The 18435-nt window shown below is 72.1% G+C and carries 17 protein-coding genes and 1 pseudogene; 12 read left to right on the top strand and 6 right to left on the bottom strand.

Features of this window, described 5'->3' with window-relative positions:
* Positions 1–153: 153 nt before the first annotated feature.
* Complete coding sequence (locus ABZ914_RS16170; RefSeq protein WP_151542630.1) at positions 154–363, top strand: HGxxPAAW family protein; 210 nt, start codon at positions 154–156, stop codon at positions 361–363.
* A 2-nt stretch (positions 364–365) separates the two neighbouring features.
* On the top strand, positions 366–548 hold the full coding sequence (locus tag ABZ914_RS16175; protein ID WP_433136399.1) for a hypothetical protein: 183 nt from the start codon (positions 366–368) through the stop codon (positions 546–548).
* 61 nt (positions 549–609) lie between these two features.
* Here ABZ914_RS16175 and ABZ914_RS16180 read toward each other — a convergent pair whose 3' ends face one another.
* Entirely contained in the window at positions 610–741 is a 132-nt protein-coding gene (locus tag ABZ914_RS16180) for a hypothetical protein (protein WP_277819865.1), read from the bottom strand.
* A 190-nt stretch (positions 742–931) separates the two neighbouring features.
* Here ABZ914_RS16180 and ABZ914_RS16185 point away from each other — a divergent pair, with 190 nt between their 5' ends.
* Together ABZ914_RS16185 and ABZ914_RS16190 are read left to right on the top strand one after the other, a co-directional pair.
* Complete coding sequence (locus ABZ914_RS16185) at positions 932–2026, top strand: carboxylate-amine ligase (RefSeq protein ID WP_500193680.1); 1095 nt, start codon at positions 932–934, stop codon at positions 2024–2026.
* Between the two features lie 85 nt (positions 2027–2111).
* Positions 2112–3047 carry an anti-sigma factor RsbA family regulatory protein gene (locus ABZ914_RS16190; protein WP_500193681.1) on the top strand — a complete coding sequence of 312 codons (936 nt, stop codon included), beginning with the start codon at positions 2112–2114 and terminating at the stop codon, positions 3045–3047.
* A 44-nt stretch (positions 3048–3091) separates the two neighbouring features.
* Here the strand turns inward: ABZ914_RS16190 and ABZ914_RS16195 are convergent, their stop codons facing one another.
* From ABZ914_RS16195 to ABZ914_RS16205, 3 genes are read right to left on the bottom strand one after another with little or no spacing between them, the layout of a single operon-like run.
* Positions 3092–4036: a phosphotransferase gene (locus ABZ914_RS16195; RefSeq protein ID WP_500193682.1), complete on the bottom strand. Its 945-nt coding sequence runs from the start codon at positions 4034–4036 to the stop codon at positions 3092–3094.
* Positions 4037–4072: 36 nt separating this feature from the next.
* A complete protein-coding gene (locus ABZ914_RS16200) occupies positions 4073–5254 on the bottom strand; it encodes a T6SS phospholipase effector Tle1-like catalytic domain-containing protein (protein WP_500193683.1) in 1182 nt (393 codons plus the stop codon).
* Positions 5136–6200, bottom strand: a complete 1065-nt coding sequence (locus ABZ914_RS16205; protein WP_500193684.1) for a DMT family transporter — start codon at positions 6198–6200, stop codon at positions 5136–5138. Before ABZ914_RS16205 ends, ABZ914_RS16200 begins: the two co-directional genes overlap by 119 nt.
* Positions 6201–6280: 80 nt before the next feature.
* Here ABZ914_RS16205 and ABZ914_RS16210 point away from each other — a divergent pair, with 80 nt between their 5' ends.
* The 3 genes from ABZ914_RS16210 to ABZ914_RS16220 all read left to right on the top strand — a co-directional run bounded on the left by ABZ914_RS16210 (position 6281) and on the right by ABZ914_RS16220 (position 8481).
* Entirely contained in the window at positions 6281–7195 is a 915-nt protein-coding gene (locus ABZ914_RS16210) for a LysR family transcriptional regulator (RefSeq protein WP_500193699.1), read from the top strand.
* Positions 7196–7306: 111 nt separating this feature from the next.
* Positions 7307–7756 (top strand): hypothetical protein, encoded by a 450-nt coding sequence (locus ABZ914_RS16215; protein WP_500193685.1) that lies wholly within the window; start codon positions 7307–7309, stop codon positions 7754–7756.
* Between the two features lie 92 nt (positions 7757–7848).
* Positions 7849–8481, top strand: a complete 633-nt coding sequence (locus ABZ914_RS16220) for a GNAT family N-acetyltransferase (protein WP_433136405.1) — start codon at positions 7849–7851, stop codon at positions 8479–8481.
* A 1128-nt stretch (positions 8482–9609) separates the two neighbouring features.
* Here ABZ914_RS16220 and ABZ914_RS16225 read toward each other — a convergent pair.
* Positions 9610–9765 (bottom strand): hypothetical protein, encoded by a 156-nt coding sequence (locus ABZ914_RS16225; RefSeq protein ID WP_500193686.1) that lies wholly within the window; start codon positions 9763–9765, stop codon positions 9610–9612.
* A 398-nt stretch (positions 9766–10163) separates the two neighbouring features.
* Here ABZ914_RS16225 and ABZ914_RS16230 point away from each other — a divergent pair.
* From ABZ914_RS16230 to ABZ914_RS16250, 5 genes and pseudogenes are all read left to right on the top strand, one after another.
* A pseudogene (locus ABZ914_RS16230) lies at positions 10164–11125 on the top strand (aldo/keto reductase).
* A gap of 356 nt (positions 11126–11481) precedes the next feature.
* Positions 11482–13200: an IlvD/Edd family dehydratase gene (locus ABZ914_RS16235; protein WP_500193687.1), complete on the top strand. Its 1719-nt coding sequence runs from the start codon at positions 11482–11484 to the stop codon at positions 13198–13200.
* Complete coding sequence (locus tag ABZ914_RS16240) at positions 13187–14197, top strand: C-terminal binding protein (RefSeq protein ID WP_500193688.1); 1011 nt, start codon at positions 13187–13189, stop codon at positions 14195–14197. Before ABZ914_RS16235 ends, ABZ914_RS16240 begins: the two co-directional genes overlap by 14 nt.
* A gap of 49 nt (positions 14198–14246) precedes the next feature.
* Positions 14247–16076 (top strand): glycoside hydrolase family 15 protein, encoded by a 1830-nt coding sequence (locus ABZ914_RS16245; RefSeq protein WP_500193689.1) that lies wholly within the window; start codon positions 14247–14249, stop codon positions 16074–16076.
* Positions 16073–17440, top strand: a complete 1368-nt coding sequence (locus tag ABZ914_RS16250) for a glucose-6-phosphate dehydrogenase (RefSeq protein ID WP_500193690.1) — start codon at positions 16073–16075, stop codon at positions 17438–17440. The genes ABZ914_RS16245 and ABZ914_RS16250 overlap by 4 nt, the downstream gene beginning before the upstream one ends.
* A gap of 36 nt (positions 17441–17476) precedes the next feature.
* On the opposite strand, the gene ABZ914_RS16255 is transcribed toward ABZ914_RS16250, so the two are convergent.
* Positions 17477–18328: an SMP-30/gluconolactonase/LRE family protein gene (locus ABZ914_RS16255; RefSeq protein ID WP_500193691.1), complete on the bottom strand. Its 852-nt coding sequence runs from the start codon at positions 18326–18328 to the stop codon at positions 17477–17479.
* Positions 18329–18435 lie beyond the last annotated feature (107 nt).

Genomic DNA, 18435 nt, shown 5'->3' on the forward strand with positions numbered 1-18435 from the left:
CGGCCGGCGCTGCGCGGCGCCCGGACCGGAAGCGGTCGGCGCGCCGCGGCCCCGCTGCGGGCGAGCGGGCCGGTCGTTGCTAGAGTTCGGCGTCGAGGACCCGATCACGACGGGTCTCCGTCCCCCACCGAACGCGGAAAGAGAAGACTGCGCATGTCGACTGGCAGCCACGCCGGACGCCCGAAGTCCTGGATCGCCGTGGCCATCATCTTCGTCGGTTTCGTCATCGGCGGCGTGGGCATCGTCATGGGCCCCGACTGGATCGTCTTCGGGGCGGGCGCCGCGGTCGCCGTGATCGGCGGGATCATCGCCCTCGCGGTCGACATCATGACCGACGTCGTCGTCGACGACCCGCGCCAGTAGCCGTGTTCGGGCGGCCGCCCATCGAGGAGCGGATCGCGGCCCGCCAGCGCGAGCGCGGGCCGCTGAAGCCCGGGACCGTGTTCCCTCACGGGCCCGCGAAGATGCTGTTCTTCTTCGGCATCGGCGTCGTGGTGGTGACCCACCTCATCGCCCTGTCGATGTACTTCGTCGACAAGGGCCCCTGAAGACCCGTCCGGCCCGTCTGCCCCGTCTGACTCGTCCGGCCGGCCCGGTCCGCCGGGCCGGTCAGCGGCGGTCCCTGTCCAGCCCGTTGTGCGGGCCCCTCCTCCGCCCGCCGAAGTAGATCAGGCCGACGAGCACGAGGGCCGCGATCGCCAGCACCAGCACGAGCACGCCGACCGAGGTCGAGCCGGTCATCCGGACCACCTTCCTTCGCCGTTGCGCGGTGTCTCCCCCTCGGCACTGCCCGCTGAGCGGCGGGTCAAAAGAAGGTCAAGAGGAATCCCGTCCCGGGAGCGGCCACCTCCGGCGGGTGCGAAGCGGGCCGCGAGAACGTACCGTCGAAGTGACGCGGCCGCCTGCGAGCCCCCGACCCCGAGGTGGTGGGATGGCCCTGCGAATGGGAATCGAGGAGGAGTACTTCGTCGTCGATCCCGGTTCCCGGGAGGTCGTCCCCCGTGCCGCCGCCGTGGTGCGGCGCGCGGAGCGGGCGCTCGGCGAGCGCGCCTCCACCGAACTGGTCGACTTCCTGGCCGAGGCGAAGACCCCGCCCTGCGACGACCTCGACAAGCTGGAGGAGCAGGTCGAGGCGATGCGCGCCGCGATGGCGGGCGCCGCGGCCGCCGAGGGGGTGCGGCTGGCCGCGACCGGCACGCCCGTGCTCGGCGACCTCGTGCCCGCGCCGATCGGCGCGGGCGCCCGCTACGCCGAGAGCCTCGCGGTCTACCGGGCGCTGGACGACGAGCAGAGCATCTGCTCCTGCCACGTCCACGTCGAGATGCCCGACCGGGAGCGGGCCGTGGCGGTCAGCAACCATCTGCGGCCCTGGCTGCCGACGCTGCTGGCGCTGGCGGCCAACTCGCCGTACTGGGCGGGCCGCGACACCGGGCACGCGTGCTGGCGGGTCATGACGTGGGCGCGCTGGCCGGTCGCGGGGCCGCCGCCGTACTTCGAGTCGTACGCGCACTACGAGGAGCTCGTCGGCACGCTGCTGGGCTGCGGCGCGCTGATGGACACCGGCACCATCTTCTGGGACGTCCGGCCGTCGGCGCGGCTGCCCACGGTCGAGGTGCGGCTGGGCGACGTCGCGCCGACCGCGGCGGACGCGTCGGTGTTCGCGGCGCTGATCCGCGCGCTGGTGGAGATGTCGGTGCGCGCCGTGGAGGCCGGGGAGCCCCCGCCCGATCCGCCGCAGGAGATGCTGCGCGCGGCGTACTGGCTGGCGGCCCGCGACGGGCTGGCGGGCGACGGCGTGGACGTGTGCACGGGCCGCCCGGCGGCGTTCCGCGAGCTGGCCGGGGACCTGCTCGCGCACGTCCTGCCGGCGCTGCGGGACAGCGGCGACCTGGACCGGGTCGCGGCCGGCATGCGGCGGTTGATGACCGGCGGGACGGGCGCGGAGCGGCAGCGCGCCGCGTACCGCCGCAGGGGCCGGCTCACCGATGTGGTGGACGCCGCCCTCCTCCGCCAGCGAGCGCTATGAGATGATTCACCCCGTTTTCACCTGCTCGTTCACGGGTAACCGTGGGATGAACGGCGTTCACTGACGGCTTGGGGGCCCCGACGACATGGATCCGGACGACGCGCCACCGGGGGATCCGTTCGTCCATCCCGCCCTCTTCTACCGGGGCGAGGACGAGTACCTCGCCGGGACCGTGCCGTTCCTCCGCGACGGCCTCGACGCCGGCGAACCGGTCGCCGTCGCCGTCCCCGGGCCCCGGCTCAATGTGCTGCGCGCCGCGCTCGGCGCCGCCGCCGACGGCGTCCGGTGGCTGGACATGACCGAGGCGGGCCGCAACCCGGGCCGGATCATCCCCGGCGTGCTCCGCGAGTTCGCCGACCGGCACCCCGCCGGGCGCGTCCGGATCATCGGGGAGCCGATCTGGCCCGGCCGGACCGGCACCGAGTACCCCGCCTGCGCCCAGCACGAGGCGCTGATCAACCTGGCCTTCGCCGGCCGCGAGGTCTCCATCCTGTGCCCCTACGACGTGGCGGGCCTGGACGACGTCGTGATCTCCGACGCCCGGGCCACCCACCCGGTCGTCATCGACCGGGACGGCGCGCGGGCCAGCGAGGACTACGCGCCCGGCCGCGTCATCGAGTCCTACAACCTGCCGCTGCCCGAGCCGTCCGACGCCGCGCGGATGAGCTTCGACCTGGACGCGCTGCCCCGCGTCCGCGAGTTCACCTGCCACTGGGCCCGGCACCTCGGCCTCGCGCCGGACCCGGCGGGGGACCTCGAGGTGGCCGTGCACGAGCTGGCCGCCAACTCCTGCCTGCACGGCGGCGGGAAGGGGACGGCGCGGATCTGGTCCGAGGACGGCCAGGTCGTCTGCGAGGTCAGCGACGCCGGCACCATCGACGACCCGCTCGCCGGGCGCCGCCCGGCGGCGATGAGCCCGTTCGGCGGGCGCGGGATCCTGCTGGTCAACCACCTCGCGGACCTCGTCCGCGTGCACACCGGTCCCGAAGGCACCGCCATCCGCGTGTACATGCGGGTCTGAGGCCCGCCCGACCGGCCGCCCATTCGGACGCCCGCTCAGCCCGCTCAGTCCGCGACGGCGCGGCCGATGCCGGCGAGCGCCTCGGCGAGCAGGGCCGCGCGTCCGGTGGACGCGGCCCACTCGGCGAGCGTCGCGCTGAGGTTCAGCGCCAGCACGCGGGCGGCGGCCTCCCGCTCCGGCGGGACGGGGCCGTACGCGGCCAGCAGCGCGGCGCGGGCGGGGCCGGCGAATGCGGCGTAGGCGATCGACAGGTCGACGGCCGGGTCCGCCCGGCACAGGTCGCCCCAGTCGATCACCCCGGCGGCCCGCCCGTCCCGGTCGAGCAGCAGGTGCCGGACGTGCAGGTCCCCGTGGACGATCACCGGTCCGCCGTCCGGCGCGTCCCGCCGCCGCGCGCCGGCGAGGAGGTCCATGACGGCGGCGTCCCGCTCCCAGACGCCGAGGCGGACCAGCGAGTCCAGCCGCGGGTGGGTCCGCGCGGCGCGGACGGCGGGGTCCGCCCGCTTCATCGGGTCGAGCGGCAGCCCCTCCCCCGCCTCCGCGGCGAGCGCCGGGTCGTGCAGCGCGCGGAGGAAGGCGCCGACGCCTTCCGCGAGGGCCGCCCGCTCCTCGTCCGGGGGCCGGACCTCGGCGAGCTCGCGTCCGGGGATCATCCGCGCGCCCCAGAACGGCCAGGGGAACTCCTCCGACGGCCCGGCGGTGAAGCACGGCTCGGGGATCGGCAGTGGCAGGCGCGGCGCGATCGCGGGGAGCACCGCGATCTCGCGCTCGACGCCGGGGACCGCGATCCGCCTGCGGGGGAAGCGGAACGCCCATTCGCCGCCGACCAGGAAGACCGTGTTGTCCCAGCCGGTGGCGAGCGCCTCCACCGGGGCGCCCGCGAGGCCGGGGAACCGGGCGCCGACCAGCGCGGCGGCCGCCTCCTCCGTCACCTCGTGTTCGGGCTCCCATTCGGGAGCGGGCGGGAGCGCCGGCGGCGGAGTCGTCATACCGACGAACCGTACCCATTCGATCAGGCCGGGCGGTCAGCGACGAGGCTTCGCCTCCCGGGCCTGCCCCTTCGCCCGGCCGACGGCTCCGTCCAGGGTGCCCGCCACGGGTTCGACGCGACCGTTCGAGCTCAAGTATTCCGCCAGCTGGGGCGGCCTGTACGTAATGTCCTCCTCGAAGTGCTCCTTGGCCGTCGAGGCGACGTATTCGTTCCCGTCGAGTCGGTGGGACCGGCTGTCGGCGCACTTGCCGATCGGCCGGTCCACGGCCGCCATCAGGCGGTAGAACCTCGTCAGCGAGTCATGCGGACGGGCCGTCATGTCCGGCGCCACCCTGAACAGGGTGCTCGTGCTCGGAGTCATGTCCGCAGGGCCGTCGGGACCGAACGCGCTCGGACGGAACCGGAGGCCGTAGGCGCGCGCCCGGTCGGCCATCCAGAGCAGGGCGATGTCGGAGAGGGACGCGTCGGGGTAGCCGCCGCCGACGTCGCAGTGCGCCCCGCTGAACCAGACCTGCCTCATCTCCTGGCCGTCGACGCCCGGTCTCTGATGCCAGAGCGCGGGCTCGAAGGCCTCCCGGCGCTCGTCGATCGCCAGCGCCTGGAACGCGCCGTCGACCCGGGAGCTGAGCCTGGTGTCGTGGAACTCCCAGCGATGGTTGAGCCGCCTGACCAGCGGCCTGAGCCATCGCGGCCCCATCGCCGGGACGCCCAGGGCGCCGACCGTGTCGAACATCCCGAGGAAGCGGATGCGCGGATCGTACGAGTACGCCTGGCGGAACAGCGCCGAAGTCACCCCGGACGGCATCTCGGCCGAATTCCGGTACAGCTCCCAGGCCTCCTGGACGCGGTCGGCGTTCTCCCTGCGCAGGACGCCGCAGTTGCGGATCAGTCCGGCGAGGCTGCGGGCGGTGTACGCGCCCCGGCTGAAGCCGAAGAGGAACAGGTCGTCACCGGCGTCGTAGTTGTCGATGACGAAGCGGTAGGCGTCGAAGACGTTCCCGGCGAGCCCCAGGCCGAACGCGCCGCCGCGCAAGCGCTCCCACCGGGTGGTCCCGACACCGCGGTGGTAGTAGACCCGCTGCTCCACCCCCGCGGGGTCAACCGGAGCGACGGACAGAGCGATCTTGGTGATGTTGGTCGGGGAAGGCCGCCCCGCGGTGGCCTGGTCGGCGAAGTTCCACGTGCCGTCGCAGCAGACGACGAGTCGCTTGGTCATCGCGGCCTCCTCCGGTGCGAAGCGGGCTCGTACGCCCACCATCACCCCCTGCCGTCCGCACAAACCGCGCGTGGTGCGGCGCCGTTGCCGCGCGGGGGCGTCCGGCCAGGCGGACCGCCGCGAGGACGAGCGCGCAGCCCGCGACCTGCGAGATCCCGGGGCGCTCGCCGAGGACCGCCGCGCCGAACGCGACGGCGAGGACCGGCTGCAGGAGCAGCAGCGTCCCGCCCTCCTCGGCGCGCAGCCGGGGCAGCGCGGCGCCGATGAGCATCCATCCGCAGACCTGGCCCGTCACGGCCAGCGCGGCGAGCCAGCCGAGCGCGGCCCAGCCGGGCGCGAGGTCGACGCCCTGCCACGGCGCGCCGATCACGACCGCCATGGCGCCGGCGCCGCAGGTCGACAGCAGGACGGGCTGCGCCCGGTGCTCCTGCCCCCGCCCGGCGACGCGCGTGAGGAACAGGTAGCCCGCGTAGGCGGCGCCGGCGCCCACCCCGAACGCGATACCGGCGGCCGGGTCCGTGCCCGTCCCATGCTCGGCGACCCCGCCGGCGAGCGCCACCCCGCCGAGCATCACCGGGACGGCGAGCGCGAACGGCCGGGACGGGCGCTCGCCGAAGACCGCCAGCGCCAGCAGCGGCACCACCACGACCTGCACGTTCACCAGGACGGTCGCGATCCCGGCGCCGACCCGGTCGATCGACGCGCCCCACAGCACGAGGTCGGCGCCCAGCAGGAGCCCGGCCGCGACGTCCACCGCCCCGCGCCGGCGCGGCCCGGCGCGGCGCCGCTCCCACAGGGCGAGCGGCGCCAGCACCGGCAGCGCGAGCGCGCAGCGGAAGAACGCGGCCGTCCCCGACGAGACGCCGGACAGCCGGAAGAGGATCGCGGAGACGGAGATGAACACGGCCCCGGCGATCGCGAGCAGACGCGGGTCGATCCTTCGCACGCCCTCCACGCTGCCGCGCACGATCAATTAGCACAAGCGAATGTTCTTTAGCGGAAATCGGTAGCATCTCTACCGTGACGATGAACCTGGAACGGCTCCGGGCCCTGCACGCGGTCTCGGTGCACGGATCGATCGCGGCGGCGGCCGAGGCGATGCACGTGACGCCGTCCGGCGTCTCGCAGCAGCTGGCCAAGCTGGAACGCGAGACCGGCCACAGGCTGCTCGAACCGCGGGGGCGCGGCGTGCGCCTCACCCGCGCGGGCCGGGTTCTGGCGGAGCACGCCGGGCGGGTGCTCGCGCAACTGTCGGCGGCCGCCGCCGAGCTGGACGGGCTGCGCGCGGACGTGACCGGGCCGGTCCGGCTCGGCGCGTTCGTCACCGCCGCCCGGTCGGTGCTGCCGCCCGCGCTCGCCGCGCTGCGCGAGCGGCACCCCGGCCTGTCCCCCACCCTCCGGGAGGGCGAGACGGAGAACGTGCTGCCCGCCCTGGCGCGCGGCGACCTCGACGTGGCGATGGTGGAGAGCTGGGACACGCTGCCGACCCCGTTCCCCGCCTCGGTGTCGAACGTCCTGCTGTCCTCCGACGTCATCGACCTGGCGCTCCCGGCCGCGCACCCGCTCGCCCGCCGCCGCACCGTCGACCTGCACGAGCTGCGCGGCCTGCGGTGGGCGGCCTGGACGGCCGGCGGGACCTGCGAGAAGCAGATCGTCCAGACGCTGCGCGAGCACAACGTCGACCCCGACATCGCCTGCAACGTGGCCGACTACCCCACCCAGCTGGCGTTCGTCGCCGCCGGGCTGGCCGCCGCGATGATCCCCCGGCTCGGCCGCGACCCCGTGCCCGCCGGCGTCCGGATGCTCGCCACCCGCCCGGTCGTGCGCCGCAAGATCTACGTGGCGTGGCGGACCGGGGCCGCGGGCCCGGCCGTCGACGCGTGCGTCGAGGCGCTGCGCGCCGCCGCCGAGCGCTTCACGGAGGAACGCCTCGCGTCCTGAGCGGCGGAGGGCGGCGAGCCGTGGCGGAGACTTGACCGCGGCTTCAGGTGTAGCGGGCCACGCGCGGGAATGATCCCAGCGCCCTGAATCTCCCGATCGTTATGGGGAACGATGCGTTTTCTTGCTCGCGCGCACCAGATGCCCGTCCGGCTGATCGTGGGCGCGTTCGTGCTGAACTCGGGCCTGTCGAAGCTCAAGGGCGACGAGGGGACGGCCGACTACATCCACGGGACCGCCAAGACCGCCTACCCGTTCCTGGAGTCGCAGGACAAGGGCGAGTTCACCCGCAACCTCGGCGCGGCCGAGGTCGCGCTCGGCACCGCGCTGGTCACCCCGCTGGTCCCGACGCTGGTGGCGGGCGGAGCGCTCACCGCGTTCGCGGGCGGGCTCATCGGCCTCTACCTGCGGCTGCCCGGCATGCGCGAGGGGCTGCGCCCCACGCAGCAGGGGATCCCGCTCGCCAAGGACTCCTGGCTGATCGGGATCGGCACCACGCTGGTGCTGGAGGAGCTGAGCCGGGCCCGCGAGGAGCGCCGCGGCCGCCGCGGCCGCCGCCACTGACCGCCTCCGGCCCCGGCCCTCGCCGGCCCTGCGCGCCTTGACGGAAGCGCCGGTCCCCGGCGAGGATCGGCGCGTCCCGAGGAGGCCGCGCCATGACGTCCCAGTCCCAGCCCTCCCCGCTCGTCCGCGCGGCGGGCGGCGCCGACGCCGCCGCGATCGCCGCGGTGCTCGGGCGCGCGTTCGACGACGACCCGGTCTGGCGCTGGATCCTGCCCGACGAGGCGTCCCGCGTCCGCCGGCTGACCGGCGTGTTCGGCATCCTGCTGCGGCACGTGCACCTGCGGCACGAGGGCACCGAGGCGGCGGGCCGCGGACCGGACGTGGAGGCCGCCGCACTGTGGGACCCGCCGGGGCTCTGGCGCGTCCCCGCGCGCGCCCAGGCGGCGCAGGCCGGGCCGCTGCTGCGCGCGCTCGGCCGCCGGGTGCCGGCGGCGCTGCGCGCCCTCGGCGAGATCGAGAAGCACCATCCGCCGGAGCCGCACTGGTACCTGGCGGTGCTCGGCACGGATCCGCCCGCGCAGGGCAACGGGCTCGGCGGGGCGCTGCTGCGCTCCCGGCTGGACCGCTGCGACGCCGAGGGCGTCCCGGCCTACCTGGAGAGCTCGAAGGAGCGGAACGTCCCGTACTACGAGAGGTTCGGGTTCCGGGTGACGCGGGAGCTCGCGATGCCGGGCCGGGGCTGCCCGCCGGTGTGGCTGATGTGGCGGGATCCGGACGGCGGCTGACCACTCGACCGGCGCCATCCCCGCGGGCGCAGGCCGACCAGCGCGGGAAGATCGTCGCGCTCTCTGGCCTCGAACCATCTCCTAACCAAATCACTGACCCGCACGAACCAGGCCACGCATGCGCGTTTTTCCGTTTGACCGGTCAAATGAGGCACCGTGCGCAACGAAAACCAGCCGAAGAGTGCACGCAGCGAACCGTGGTGAAGGGGCGCGCCACGGAGGGGCGCTCTACCTCAACGAGTCGACTTCGACGACTTCGAGCACCGCGAGAACGAGCGTGGCCGCCCACTGGACTTGGCACGCGGGTTCGAATCCTGCCGGGCACGCCACCCCTGACCTGCATAAACGCACGCTTACATCCTAAGATCCATGCCCGATATGTCCGCGTGTTAGCTCGATGTTCGCTCCGGTGTCGCCACCCTGTCGACAGCACCAACCGGCAGGACGGCCAGCCCACATCATCAGCTTCTTCCAGGCAGCGCCCCTTCTTGGGGTTCCCCGAAGCGTTCGGCGACGTGGTGTTCGCTGAGTCGGCCGACGATCCTCACCACACGCTGCCAGCGTCGGTGCGCCGCCCACCGCCGCCAACGCCAGCAGGCGGGATGAGACGCATGACCGGCGGCAGCCATGGCGCCCCATGAGGATTGCCCACGTCCGCACACCCAAGCGGCGGCCACTGGCCACCCAAGACGCCGAAGGACGCCGCACCAGCCACCCGGTCATGCTGGGCGGCGCCGGGCAAGCCGTGACTTGCCTCCCGTCCTTGTAAACCGCAGCAAGTGGCCCGGCTCCGCCACCGCTGACGGCCCAAGAGGCGGCTGCGTCGCATCCGAGCCGCCGGCGCAGACACCGATTCCGATGATCGTTCGTACCGCGGATTTCGCATACGGCAACCTGCCACGGGCCCCGGGACGTGGACCGAGCTCGGGCAGCCACAAGCAAGGTCCGCGAGGCGATCGGTAAGGACGCTACCTTCCACCTCGCGGGGACAAAAGTCATCGTGCTCACCGACCACGACGGCCAGAAGTGGCTGTGTCGACCTGACGACGGTGCTGGAGTCCGCCCTGGAGGGCGAGATCGTCGGCCATGCCGACCACCGAGGAGTACGACATGGGGAGCTGAGGCGCTTCAACGTCTTCGCGCGTGCCGCCGGACCACGATGATCCGCGCGACCACGAGCACGATCAGCAGCACTACGACCCCAATCGCGATCAAGACCTTGTGAAGAGTCGTAATGTGAGCGGCCAGTTCACCGGCCAACGCGTCCATCATGAGCAGCATCATTCCCGCCGAGAACTGCTTCTACCTCGACGCTCCCGCCGCTTCGTTGTTTACGGAAGTTGAAAAAGAATTTGTTTTACAGCGATATTCCTCAGTACGGGTTGGCACAATCCGTGCGAAGCACGGGAGCTTCGCTGCCGCGCTGTGCCGGATCTTTCGCGCGAGCTCTCCAGGAACGTGGCCGATCCCGTCGGCCCGGCGACGGCCCCCGCTACATCATCGAAGTGGTCGGGCCGCGCCTCACAAGACCTTGTGACCTCCGCCGGCACGTGATGCCGATCGCCCGGGCAGCCCGCTGGGAACACTCCGGTCCGATGAGTGGCCGTGTTCACCCCAGACGGGTTCTTCGGGGCAGGGTCGGATAGGTGGCGCCCTAGATGAGACCAACTGGGGGGCGAGGGATGGAGACGGTTGGGCTTGGCCGCACTCGACTTCGGGTAACGCCGATCGCGTACGGCACATGGCAGTTCGGCGGGGAATGGGGCGAGGTCGACGAGCGGTCGGCGATCGAGAGCATCCACCATGCTCGCGGCCTGGGGGTCAACATCTTCGACACCGCCCAGGGATACGGGTTCGGGACCGCGGAACGCCTGCTGGGGCGGGCGCTGGCCGGTGAGATGGACCAGGTGGTGATCGCCACCAAAGGTGGGCTGCGCACGGACGGCGACACGCTGGTCCGCGACTCCAGCCCGGCGTGGATCCGGCGCGGCGTGGAGGAGAGTCTGGACGCTCTCGGGATCGACCACATCGACCTGTATCAGATCCATTGGCCCGATCCGAGGACGCCGCCGGCGGAGACCGCGGCGGTGCTGTGGGACCTGGTCGACGAGGGTCTCATCGGCCATGTCGGTGCCTCGAATTTCAACGCCGGGCAATTGCGCGCCTTCGCGGCCGAACGGCAGGTCGAAGCGCTGCAATCGCCCTACCATTTGTTCCTTCGCGACATCGAGACCGATGCACTTCCCTATGCGGCCGAGCACGACCTGGGCGTGCTGGCCTACGGCCCCTTGGCCCACGGACTCCTGGGCGGCAGGCTCACTCCGGACACCAGTTTCCCAGCGAACGACTGGCGGTCGGCCAGCCCGGATTCCACCGGCGGCGCGTTCCGCCGCAACCTGCGGGTGGTCGACGAACTTCGTCGCTTCGCGCAGGCGCGGGGGCCACGATCGGGCAACTCGCCGTGGCGTGGGTGCTGGCGCACCCCGCCGTCCAGGTCGCGCTCGTCGGCTCCCGCCGACAGGCCAATCTCGAGGAGACCGTCGGCGCGCTGGACATCGTCCTGAGCCAGGACGATCTCGCGCAGATCGACAAGATCATGTCCGAGGCCGTGCCCCTCGGCGCGCCGGCGCCCGAAGGCGCGTGACGGCCCGCGCCCACCCGACGCGCCAGTCCTCCGCCCAGCGCCGATCCGCCCCCGCAGCACGGGCGACCTGGAGCAGCGTGAACGGTCTTTGCCGTTATTTGCGCAGGTCGAGTGGATGCCGGAGTGAGTGCCGGGTACCTGTGCGCGCAGGAGAGCGTCCTGCCGGGTCGGGTGTCGCGCGGGCAGGACTCGGCATCGGCGGCGCTTCCCGCGCTTCCGCAGCGCCATGGCACCCTCCGGCCCGCTGGGAGGGCGGAGACCCGGACAAGTCGGCGAGGAGCCCTATGCCACCGACGGAGCACGTCAAGGGGAAGCTGCGCAGCCAGGCCTGGTGGGACGATCCGGCCAACCCGGAGATGACCGCCCTGTACCTCGAGCGCTTTCTCAACTTCGGCCTCACCGCCGCCGAGCTCCAGTCGGGGCGGCCGATCATCGGTATCGCCCAGACCGGCAACGACCTGGTCCCCTGCAACCGGCACCATCTCGACCTGGCCGACCGGGTCAGGGACGGCATCCGCGACGGCGGCGGCATCCCGTTCGAATTCCCTGTCCATCCCCTGCAGGAGACGGGCAAGCGCCCCACCGCGGCGCTGGATCGCAATCTCGCCTATCTCGGACTGGTCGAGGTGCTCTACGGATATCCGTTGGACGGAGTCGTCCTGACGACGGGCTGCGACAAGACGACACCTGCGTGCCTGATGGCGGCGGCGACGGTGAACGTCCCGGCGATCGTTCTGTCCGGGGGGCCGATGCTCAATGGCTATCACAACGGGATGCGGACGGGCTCGGGGCTGGTGATCTGGCGGTCGAAGCGGCTGCTGGCCAGCGGGGAGATCGATTATGCGGAGTACATGTCGCGTGTGTGCGCGTCGGCGCCCAGCATCGGGCACTGCAACACGATGGGCACCGCGCTGTCGATGAACAGCCTGGCCGAGGCGTTGGGAATGTCGCTGCCCGGTTGTGCGGCGATCCCCGCCCCCTACCGGGAGCGGGCGCAGATGGCCTACGACACGGGCCGCCGAGCGGTGGCCCTGGTGCACGAGGACGTGACGCCGCGCCGGATCATGACCATGCGGGCCTTCGAGAACGCGATCGCGGTCGCATCGGCCATCGCCGCGTCGACCAACGTCCCCATCCACATCAACGCCATCGCGCGGCATACCGGGGTGGCATTGTCCAACCAAGACTGGCAGCGGGTCGGAGCCGACGTCCCGGTCCTGGCGAACACCGCACCGGCCGGAGAGTACCTCGGCGAGGACTTCTACCGCGCCGGCGGTGTCCCCGCCGTGATGCGGTCGCTGCTGACGGCAGGCCGTCTGCACGGTGACCTGATGACGGTCTCCGGCAACACCGTCGCTGAGAACCTCGCCGACGTCCCGCCCGCCGACCCTGCGGTCATCCGCCCCTTCCACGATCCCGTCTCACCGCGGGGCGGCCTTCTCGTCATGTCCGGAAACCTGTTCGACTCCGCGGTCATGAAGACCTCGGTCATCACCGACGACTTCCGGGCCCGCTACCTTCCAGACCCCGGGCGGCCGCAGATGGTCGACCTTCGCGCCATCGTCTTCGACGGACCGGAGGACTACCACGCCCGCATCGAAGACCCCGAGTTGGACATAGACGACCACTGCATCCTCGTCATCCGCTACACGGGGCCCATCGGCTATCCGGGGTCGGCCGAGGTCGTCAACATGGAACTCCCGTCCGCGGTGGCCCGGCGAGGCGTCACCTCGCTGCCCGCGCTCGGCGACGGCAGGCAGAGCGGCACCTCGGACGCACCGTCCATCCTCAACGCCAGCCCCGAAGCCGCGATCGGCGGCAACCTCGCCATCTTGCGCACCGGCGACCGGATCCGTATCGACCTGGACAACGCACGTGTCGACGTCCTGTTGCCGGAGGAAGAGATCGCCGCGCGGAGGGACGAGCACATACCGCCGGCCTTCGAGAACCAGACACCGTGGCAGGAGATCTACCGCTCCACGGTCGGGCAGCTGGACAGCGGGGGCTGCCTGGAACTCGCGGTGGCGTACCAGAACCTCACCGACACCAAGGGGATTCCTCGTGACTCGCACTGACTCCAACGGCACGGTCCTGATCGCCGATTACGACTTCGGCGATGTCGACATCGAGCGCGCCATCATCGAGGACGCCGGGTTCCGGCTCGTCGCCGCGCAGTGCAAGAGCGAGGACGAGGTGATCGAGAAAGGCCGGGAGGCCGACGGCGTCCTGACCCAGTACGCGCGGGTCGGTTCCCGCGCCATCGGCGCTCTCACCCGTTGCCGGGTGATCGCCCGCTACGGAACGGGCGTCGACATCGTCGACGTCGACGCCGCGACCCGCCGGGGCGTCCAGGTCACCAACGCGCCGAACGAGTGGTGCGCCGAAGAGGTCGCCGATCACGCCGTCGCGCTCTGGCTCGCCGCCGCTCGGAAGATCTGCCGGTACGACCGGGCGACGCGGCAGGGCGAATGGCACTGGAAGACCGGACAGCCGGTCTGGCGACTGCGGGGGCGGGTGCTCGGGCTGCTGTCCTTCGGCGCCATCGCGCGCCTCATCGCCGAGCGCGCGGCGGCGTTCGGCGTCGAGGTCTGGGCGTGCGACCCGTTCATCGACGAGGCCGAGATCCGCTCGCGCGGCGTGCGGCCGGTGTCCTTCGACGACCTTGTGGAAGGCGCCGACTACCTGGTGGTCCAATCGCCGCTCACCCCGCAGACGCACCACACCTTCGACCGGGCGACGCTCCGCAGGATGAAGCCGACCGCGATCCTCGTCAACACCGCGCGCGGGCCCATCGTGGAGGACGCGGCGCTCCACCAGGCCCTGACCGAGGGATGGATCGCCGGCGCCGCGCTGGACGACCTCGAAGAGGAGCCGGCGAAGCAACGCGACTGGCGCCCGCGCAACCCCCTCCTCGAGCTGCCCAACACGATCATCACTCCCCACGCCGCCTACTACTCCGAGGAGGCCGTCAGGACGGTGCGGCGCATCGCCGCCGAAGAAGCCATACGGGTCCTGACCGGACGGCCGGCGCGTTTCCCCGTCAACAACGTGATGGCCGGCTCCCACCCGTAAGGCCCTCGGACCGGCCCGACGCCCGGACGGAATTGAGGAGGAGTTCGCCATGCTCGATCCGGATCCGCCGTTCCGGCCGGTCCGCCGCCCGGACGGCTACCACCGGTTGGAGGATCTGGGCCTGATCGGGGACGGCACGACGGCGGCGCTCGTCGGTCCGGACGGCTCGATTCCGTGGTTGTGCCTGCCCCGATTCGACAGCGACCCGCTGCTGTGCGGCCTCCTAGATCACGAACGCGGCGGCCATTTCGCTCTCACGGTGGACGATCTCCGGGAGGCCCGCCAGTATTACGAGCCCGACACCGCGGTGCTGGTGACCGAGATGCGCGGCCCGACCGGCCTGGTCAGGGTCACCGACGCGCTGGGGCTCCGCGCGGACGCGGACCTGTCGGACGACGCGGGCGGGAGCCGGGCCGAGCTCGTCCGGTCCGCTGTCGTCCTTGACGGGACCGTCCGCCTGCGAACGGAACTGCAACCCTGGGGCGGCGCGCAGACCCGGGCCCTCGCCAGCGGCTTGGAGGTGCAGGCGCCCAGGCGGCGGGACCTGCGGCTGCACCTGCGCGCCAACCGGCCGCTTGCCGGCCTGGACACCGTGCACGACCTGGAACAGGGCGATCGTCTCGCCGTGACGCTCTCCTGGGGCCGCGTCCATCGCCACCACCGGTTCGAACCCGACGCGGTGCTGCGGGAGACCGCCGAGGCATGGCGCCGGTGGATGCGGAACTTCGGTTACGCCGGTCCGCAGGAGCCGCTGGTCCGGCGTGCCGCGATCACGTTGAAGCTGTGCGACGACTGGATCAACGGCTCGCTGGTGGCGGCGCCCACGTCCTCGCTGCCCGCGCCGATCGGCGGGGTCCGCAACTGGGACTACCGCTACGCCTGGATCCGAGACGCGGCCTTCACCGTGTTCGCGTTGCGCCGCGTCGGGTTCGGCTACGAGGCGGACGCCTTCCTCGGCTGGGTCCTGGACGCTTTCGAGAGCACCCCGCGGCCGCGGATCATGTACACCCTGGGCGGTGATCCCGTCCCCGATGAGGTCCAGGACGCCGGCCTGGAAGGCTACCGGCGGTCCGCTCCCGTACGGTGGGGCAACGGCGCCGCCGACCAGCGCCAGCACGACATCTACGGTGAGGTCCTGGACTGCGCCGACCAGTGGCTCCGTGCCGGCGGCGATCTGCAGCCCGCCCTGTGGTCCCGGCTGGCCGAGCTGGCCGAGACCGCGCAGAGCGCGTGGCGCCGGCCGGACCAGGGCATATGGGAGGTGCGGAGCGAGGGCCGGGTCTTCACGTACTCGGCCGCGATGTGCCAGGTGGCGCTGGACCGCGCCGCGTCCATCGGCGAACGGCTCGGCCTGCCCGGACCGCTCGACACCTGGCGCAACGCGGCCGAAGAGCTGCGCCGGCAGATCCTGGAACGCTCCTGGGACGAGGACGCGCAGAGCCTGAGCGAACACCTCGACGGCGGCGGAGGGCTGGACGCCAGCCTTCTCGCACTCCCCCTGCGGAAGGTCGTCCCGGCCGACCACCCGCGGATGACCGCCACCACCGCGGCGGTCGCCGAACGCCTGTCCGCCGGCGACGGCCTGCTGTACCGCTACCTGCACGACCAGTCGCCCGACGGCCTCGCCGGCGACGAGGGCGCCTTCCTGCTGTGCAGCTTCTGGCTGGTCGAGAACCTCGCGCTGCAGGGCCGGACCGAGCAGGCCGAGGACCTGTACGCCTCGCTGTGCTCCCGGGCCAGTCCACTCGGGTTGCTGCCCGAGCAGATCGACCCGTCCTCAGGGACGTTCATGGGCAACTTCCCCCAGGCGTTCAGCCACATCGGGGTCATCGCCAGCGGCGTCACGCTCGCCCGGGCGAGGGAAGGGCGGACAGGATGATCGAACGACTCGTCGTCTTCGGCGCCACCGGCGACCTCAACGCCCGCTATCTCCTGCCCGGTCTGGCCGCCCTGCGCGCGGCCGGGCACCTCGGCGACGGATTCCAGCTCACCTGCGCCGACAGGAAGGAATGGGACGACGAGGGCTTCCGCGGCTGGGCGGCCGAGCAGCTCGACCGGCACGCGAGCTCGTCGCCCGCCGACGCCAGGAGCTGGGTCGCCCGGGCCACCCGCTTCCGGCGGGCCGACGCCACCGACCCCGCCGATCTCGCCTCCCTCATCGCCGGTCACGGGCCGGTCGCACTCTATTTCGCCCTCCCCCCGGCGGTGTTCCCCGGCGCCGTCACGGCCGTGCGCGGCGCGGGCCTCCCGCCGGGCAGCCGGCTCGTCCTGGAGAAGCCCTTCGGCGAGAACCTGGCCGACGCGCAGGAGTTGAACCGGCTGCTGTCCGAGGTCGTCCCCGAGCAGGCGGTGTTCCGCGTCGACCACTTCCTGGCCATGACCACCGTCCAGAACCTGCTCGGCAGCCGCCTGGCCAACCGCGTGCTCGAACCGCTCTGGAACAGCGCGCACATCGCCGAGATAGAGATCGTGTGGGACGAGTCCCTCACCCTGGAGGACAGGGCCGGCTACTACGACGGAGTCGGGGCGCTCAAGGACATGGTGCAGAACCACCTCCTCCAAGTGCTGTGCCTGGTGGCCATGGAGCCCCCGCTCAGCCTCAGCGAGCGCGACCTCCGCGACCGGAAGATCGATGTGCTGCGCTCGGTGCGCCCGCTCACCTACGAGGACGTCCTGCGCCGCACCCGCCGGGCGCGCTATCTCGCCGGCCGCATCGGCGACCGCAGGGTTCCCGCCTACGTCGACGAGGACGGCGTGGACCCGCAGGGACGCACCGAGACCTTCGCCGAGGTGGAACTGCAACTGGACAGCTGGCGCTGGTCCGGCACCACCTTCCGGCTCCGCACCGGCAAGGCGCTCGAGAACGACCGCAAGGAGGTCGCGGTCCGCTTCCGGCCCGTCCCCCACCTGCCCTTCGGCCACAGCGGGGAGGCCGTGCCCAACGTGCTCCGCTTCGGGCTCGACCCGGAGAGCGTGACCCTGGCGCTCACCGGAATCGGCCCCGGTCCGCAGACCCTCACGCCTCTCACCATGACCGCCCAGATGGAGCCCGCCGACCTGCCCGCCTACGGCCGGCTGCTCCTGGACGTCCTGCGGGGCGACGCCGCCCTATCCATCCGGGGCGACGAAGCCGAAGAGGCATGGCGGGTCCTCGCCCCGGTCATGTCCGCCTGGTCCGACGACCTCGTGCCTCTCGAGGAGTATCCAGCCGGTTCCAGCGGACCTGCCCCCAGGGAGCAGTAGGCGCAGGACGGAACCGGCCCGGACGGGCGATGGCGATCAACCCGCGAACTCGCGTACCGGGCTGCCCTTCACTCCTGCCATCGCCCGGAAGAGCGACCCGGCGGCCGAATCGTCGCCGGGAGGAAGGCCCTCGCGGGAAGTGGAGATGAAAAGCTCGTCCAAGTCCGGACCACCGAAGGCGCATGCGGTGACTCCCCGCACCGGCACCTCCACCACCTCATCCAGGACCCCACCCGGCGTATACCGGCGCACGGCCCCGCCCTGATTCAACGCGACCCACACCCCGCCCTCCGCGTCAACGGTCAGGCCGTCCGGAGCACCGTCCTCGGGAGGGATCGACGCGAACGTCCGCCCCCCGGTCAAACCCTTCGCCCCGTCGAAGTCGAATACCGCGACCTCTTGTGCAGCCGTGTCGACGTAGTACACCAAGCGTCCATCCGGGCTCCAATCCAGCCCGTTCGAAATCGTCACGCCGTCCAACACCACGACCGTCGAACCATTCGGATCGAGCCGGTAGAGAGCACCCGCACCCGGCGTCTTGCCATAGGCCATGGAACCGCAGTAGAAACGGCCCTCCGGATCGCAGCCCCCGTCGTTCATACGGACGCCCTCATCGCCCCACAGTTCCGGCAGGAACGTCATCGCGCCGTCGGCGTCCTCGAGCGCGAAACCCCGCTCGACCGCGATGACCGCACCCCCGTCACGCCGGGGACGCAGCGCGGCCGCGACACCGCCGACATGCCGCCGGCCGACCGTTCCATCGGCCCCCAGCGACATCACATCACCGGCCAGCATGTCCACCCACCGCAACTCTCCCCAGCGCGACGACCAGACCGGCCCCTCGCCGTGATAGGTCACCGGATCAGTGACCTGCTCAGCACGCGGCAAATCCTTGCACCTCCAACCACCCGGCACACCGAAAATTCGCCCTACTGCAGCTGTATTACCGGATCCCCTACCCCGAGCTGCCCACTGAAACGCCGTCCAGAAACAAA

The organism is Spirillospora sp. NPDC046719 (genome assembly GCF_040645715.1).
Lineage (GTDB): Bacteria > Actinomycetota > Actinomycetes > Streptosporangiales > Streptosporangiaceae > Spirillospora.

Coding starts and splice junctions, on each gene's coding strand:
- ABZ914_RS16220 (WP_433136405.1), top strand. CDS start 7,849: ATGACGTCCCAGTCCCAGCCCTCCCCGCTCGTCCGCGCGGCGGGCGGC.
- ABZ914_RS16195 (WP_500193682.1), bottom strand. CDS start 4,036: ATGACGACTCCGCCGCCGGCGCTCCCGCCCGCTCCCGAATGGGAGCCC.
- ABZ914_RS16200 (WP_500193683.1), bottom strand. CDS start 5,254: ATGACCAAGCGACTCGTCGTCTGCTGCGACGGCACGTGGAACTTCGCC.
- ABZ914_RS16235 (WP_500193687.1), top strand. CDS start 11,482: ATGACCGCCCTGTACCTCGAGCGCTTTCTCAACTTCGGCCTCACCGCC.
- ABZ914_RS16185 (WP_500193680.1), top strand. CDS start 932: ATGGCCCTGCGAATGGGAATCGAGGAGGAGTACTTCGTCGTCGATCCC.
- ABZ914_RS16215 (WP_500193685.1), top strand. CDS start 7,307: ATGCGTTTTCTTGCTCGCGCGCACCAGATGCCCGTCCGGCTGATCGTG.
- ABZ914_RS16250 (WP_500193690.1), top strand. CDS start 16,073: ATGATCGAACGACTCGTCGTCTTCGGCGCCACCGGCGACCTCAACGCC.
- ABZ914_RS16170 (WP_151542630.1), top strand. CDS start 154: ATGTCGACTGGCAGCCACGCCGGACGCCCGAAGTCCTGGATCGCCGTG.
- ABZ914_RS16180 (WP_277819865.1), bottom strand. CDS start 741: ATGACCGGCTCGACCTCGGTCGGCGTGCTCGTGCTGGTGCTGGCGATC.
- ABZ914_RS16225 (WP_500193686.1), bottom strand. CDS start 9,765: ATGATGCTGCTCATGATGGACGCGTTGGCCGGTGAACTGGCCGCTCAC.
- ABZ914_RS16245 (WP_500193689.1), top strand. CDS start 14,247: ATGCTCGATCCGGATCCGCCGTTCCGGCCGGTCCGCCGCCCGGACGGC.
- ABZ914_RS16210 (WP_500193699.1), top strand. CDS start 6,281: ATGAACCTGGAACGGCTCCGGGCCCTGCACGCGGTCTCGGTGCACGGA.
- ABZ914_RS16190 (WP_500193681.1), top strand. CDS start 2,112: ATGGATCCGGACGACGCGCCACCGGGGGATCCGTTCGTCCATCCCGCC.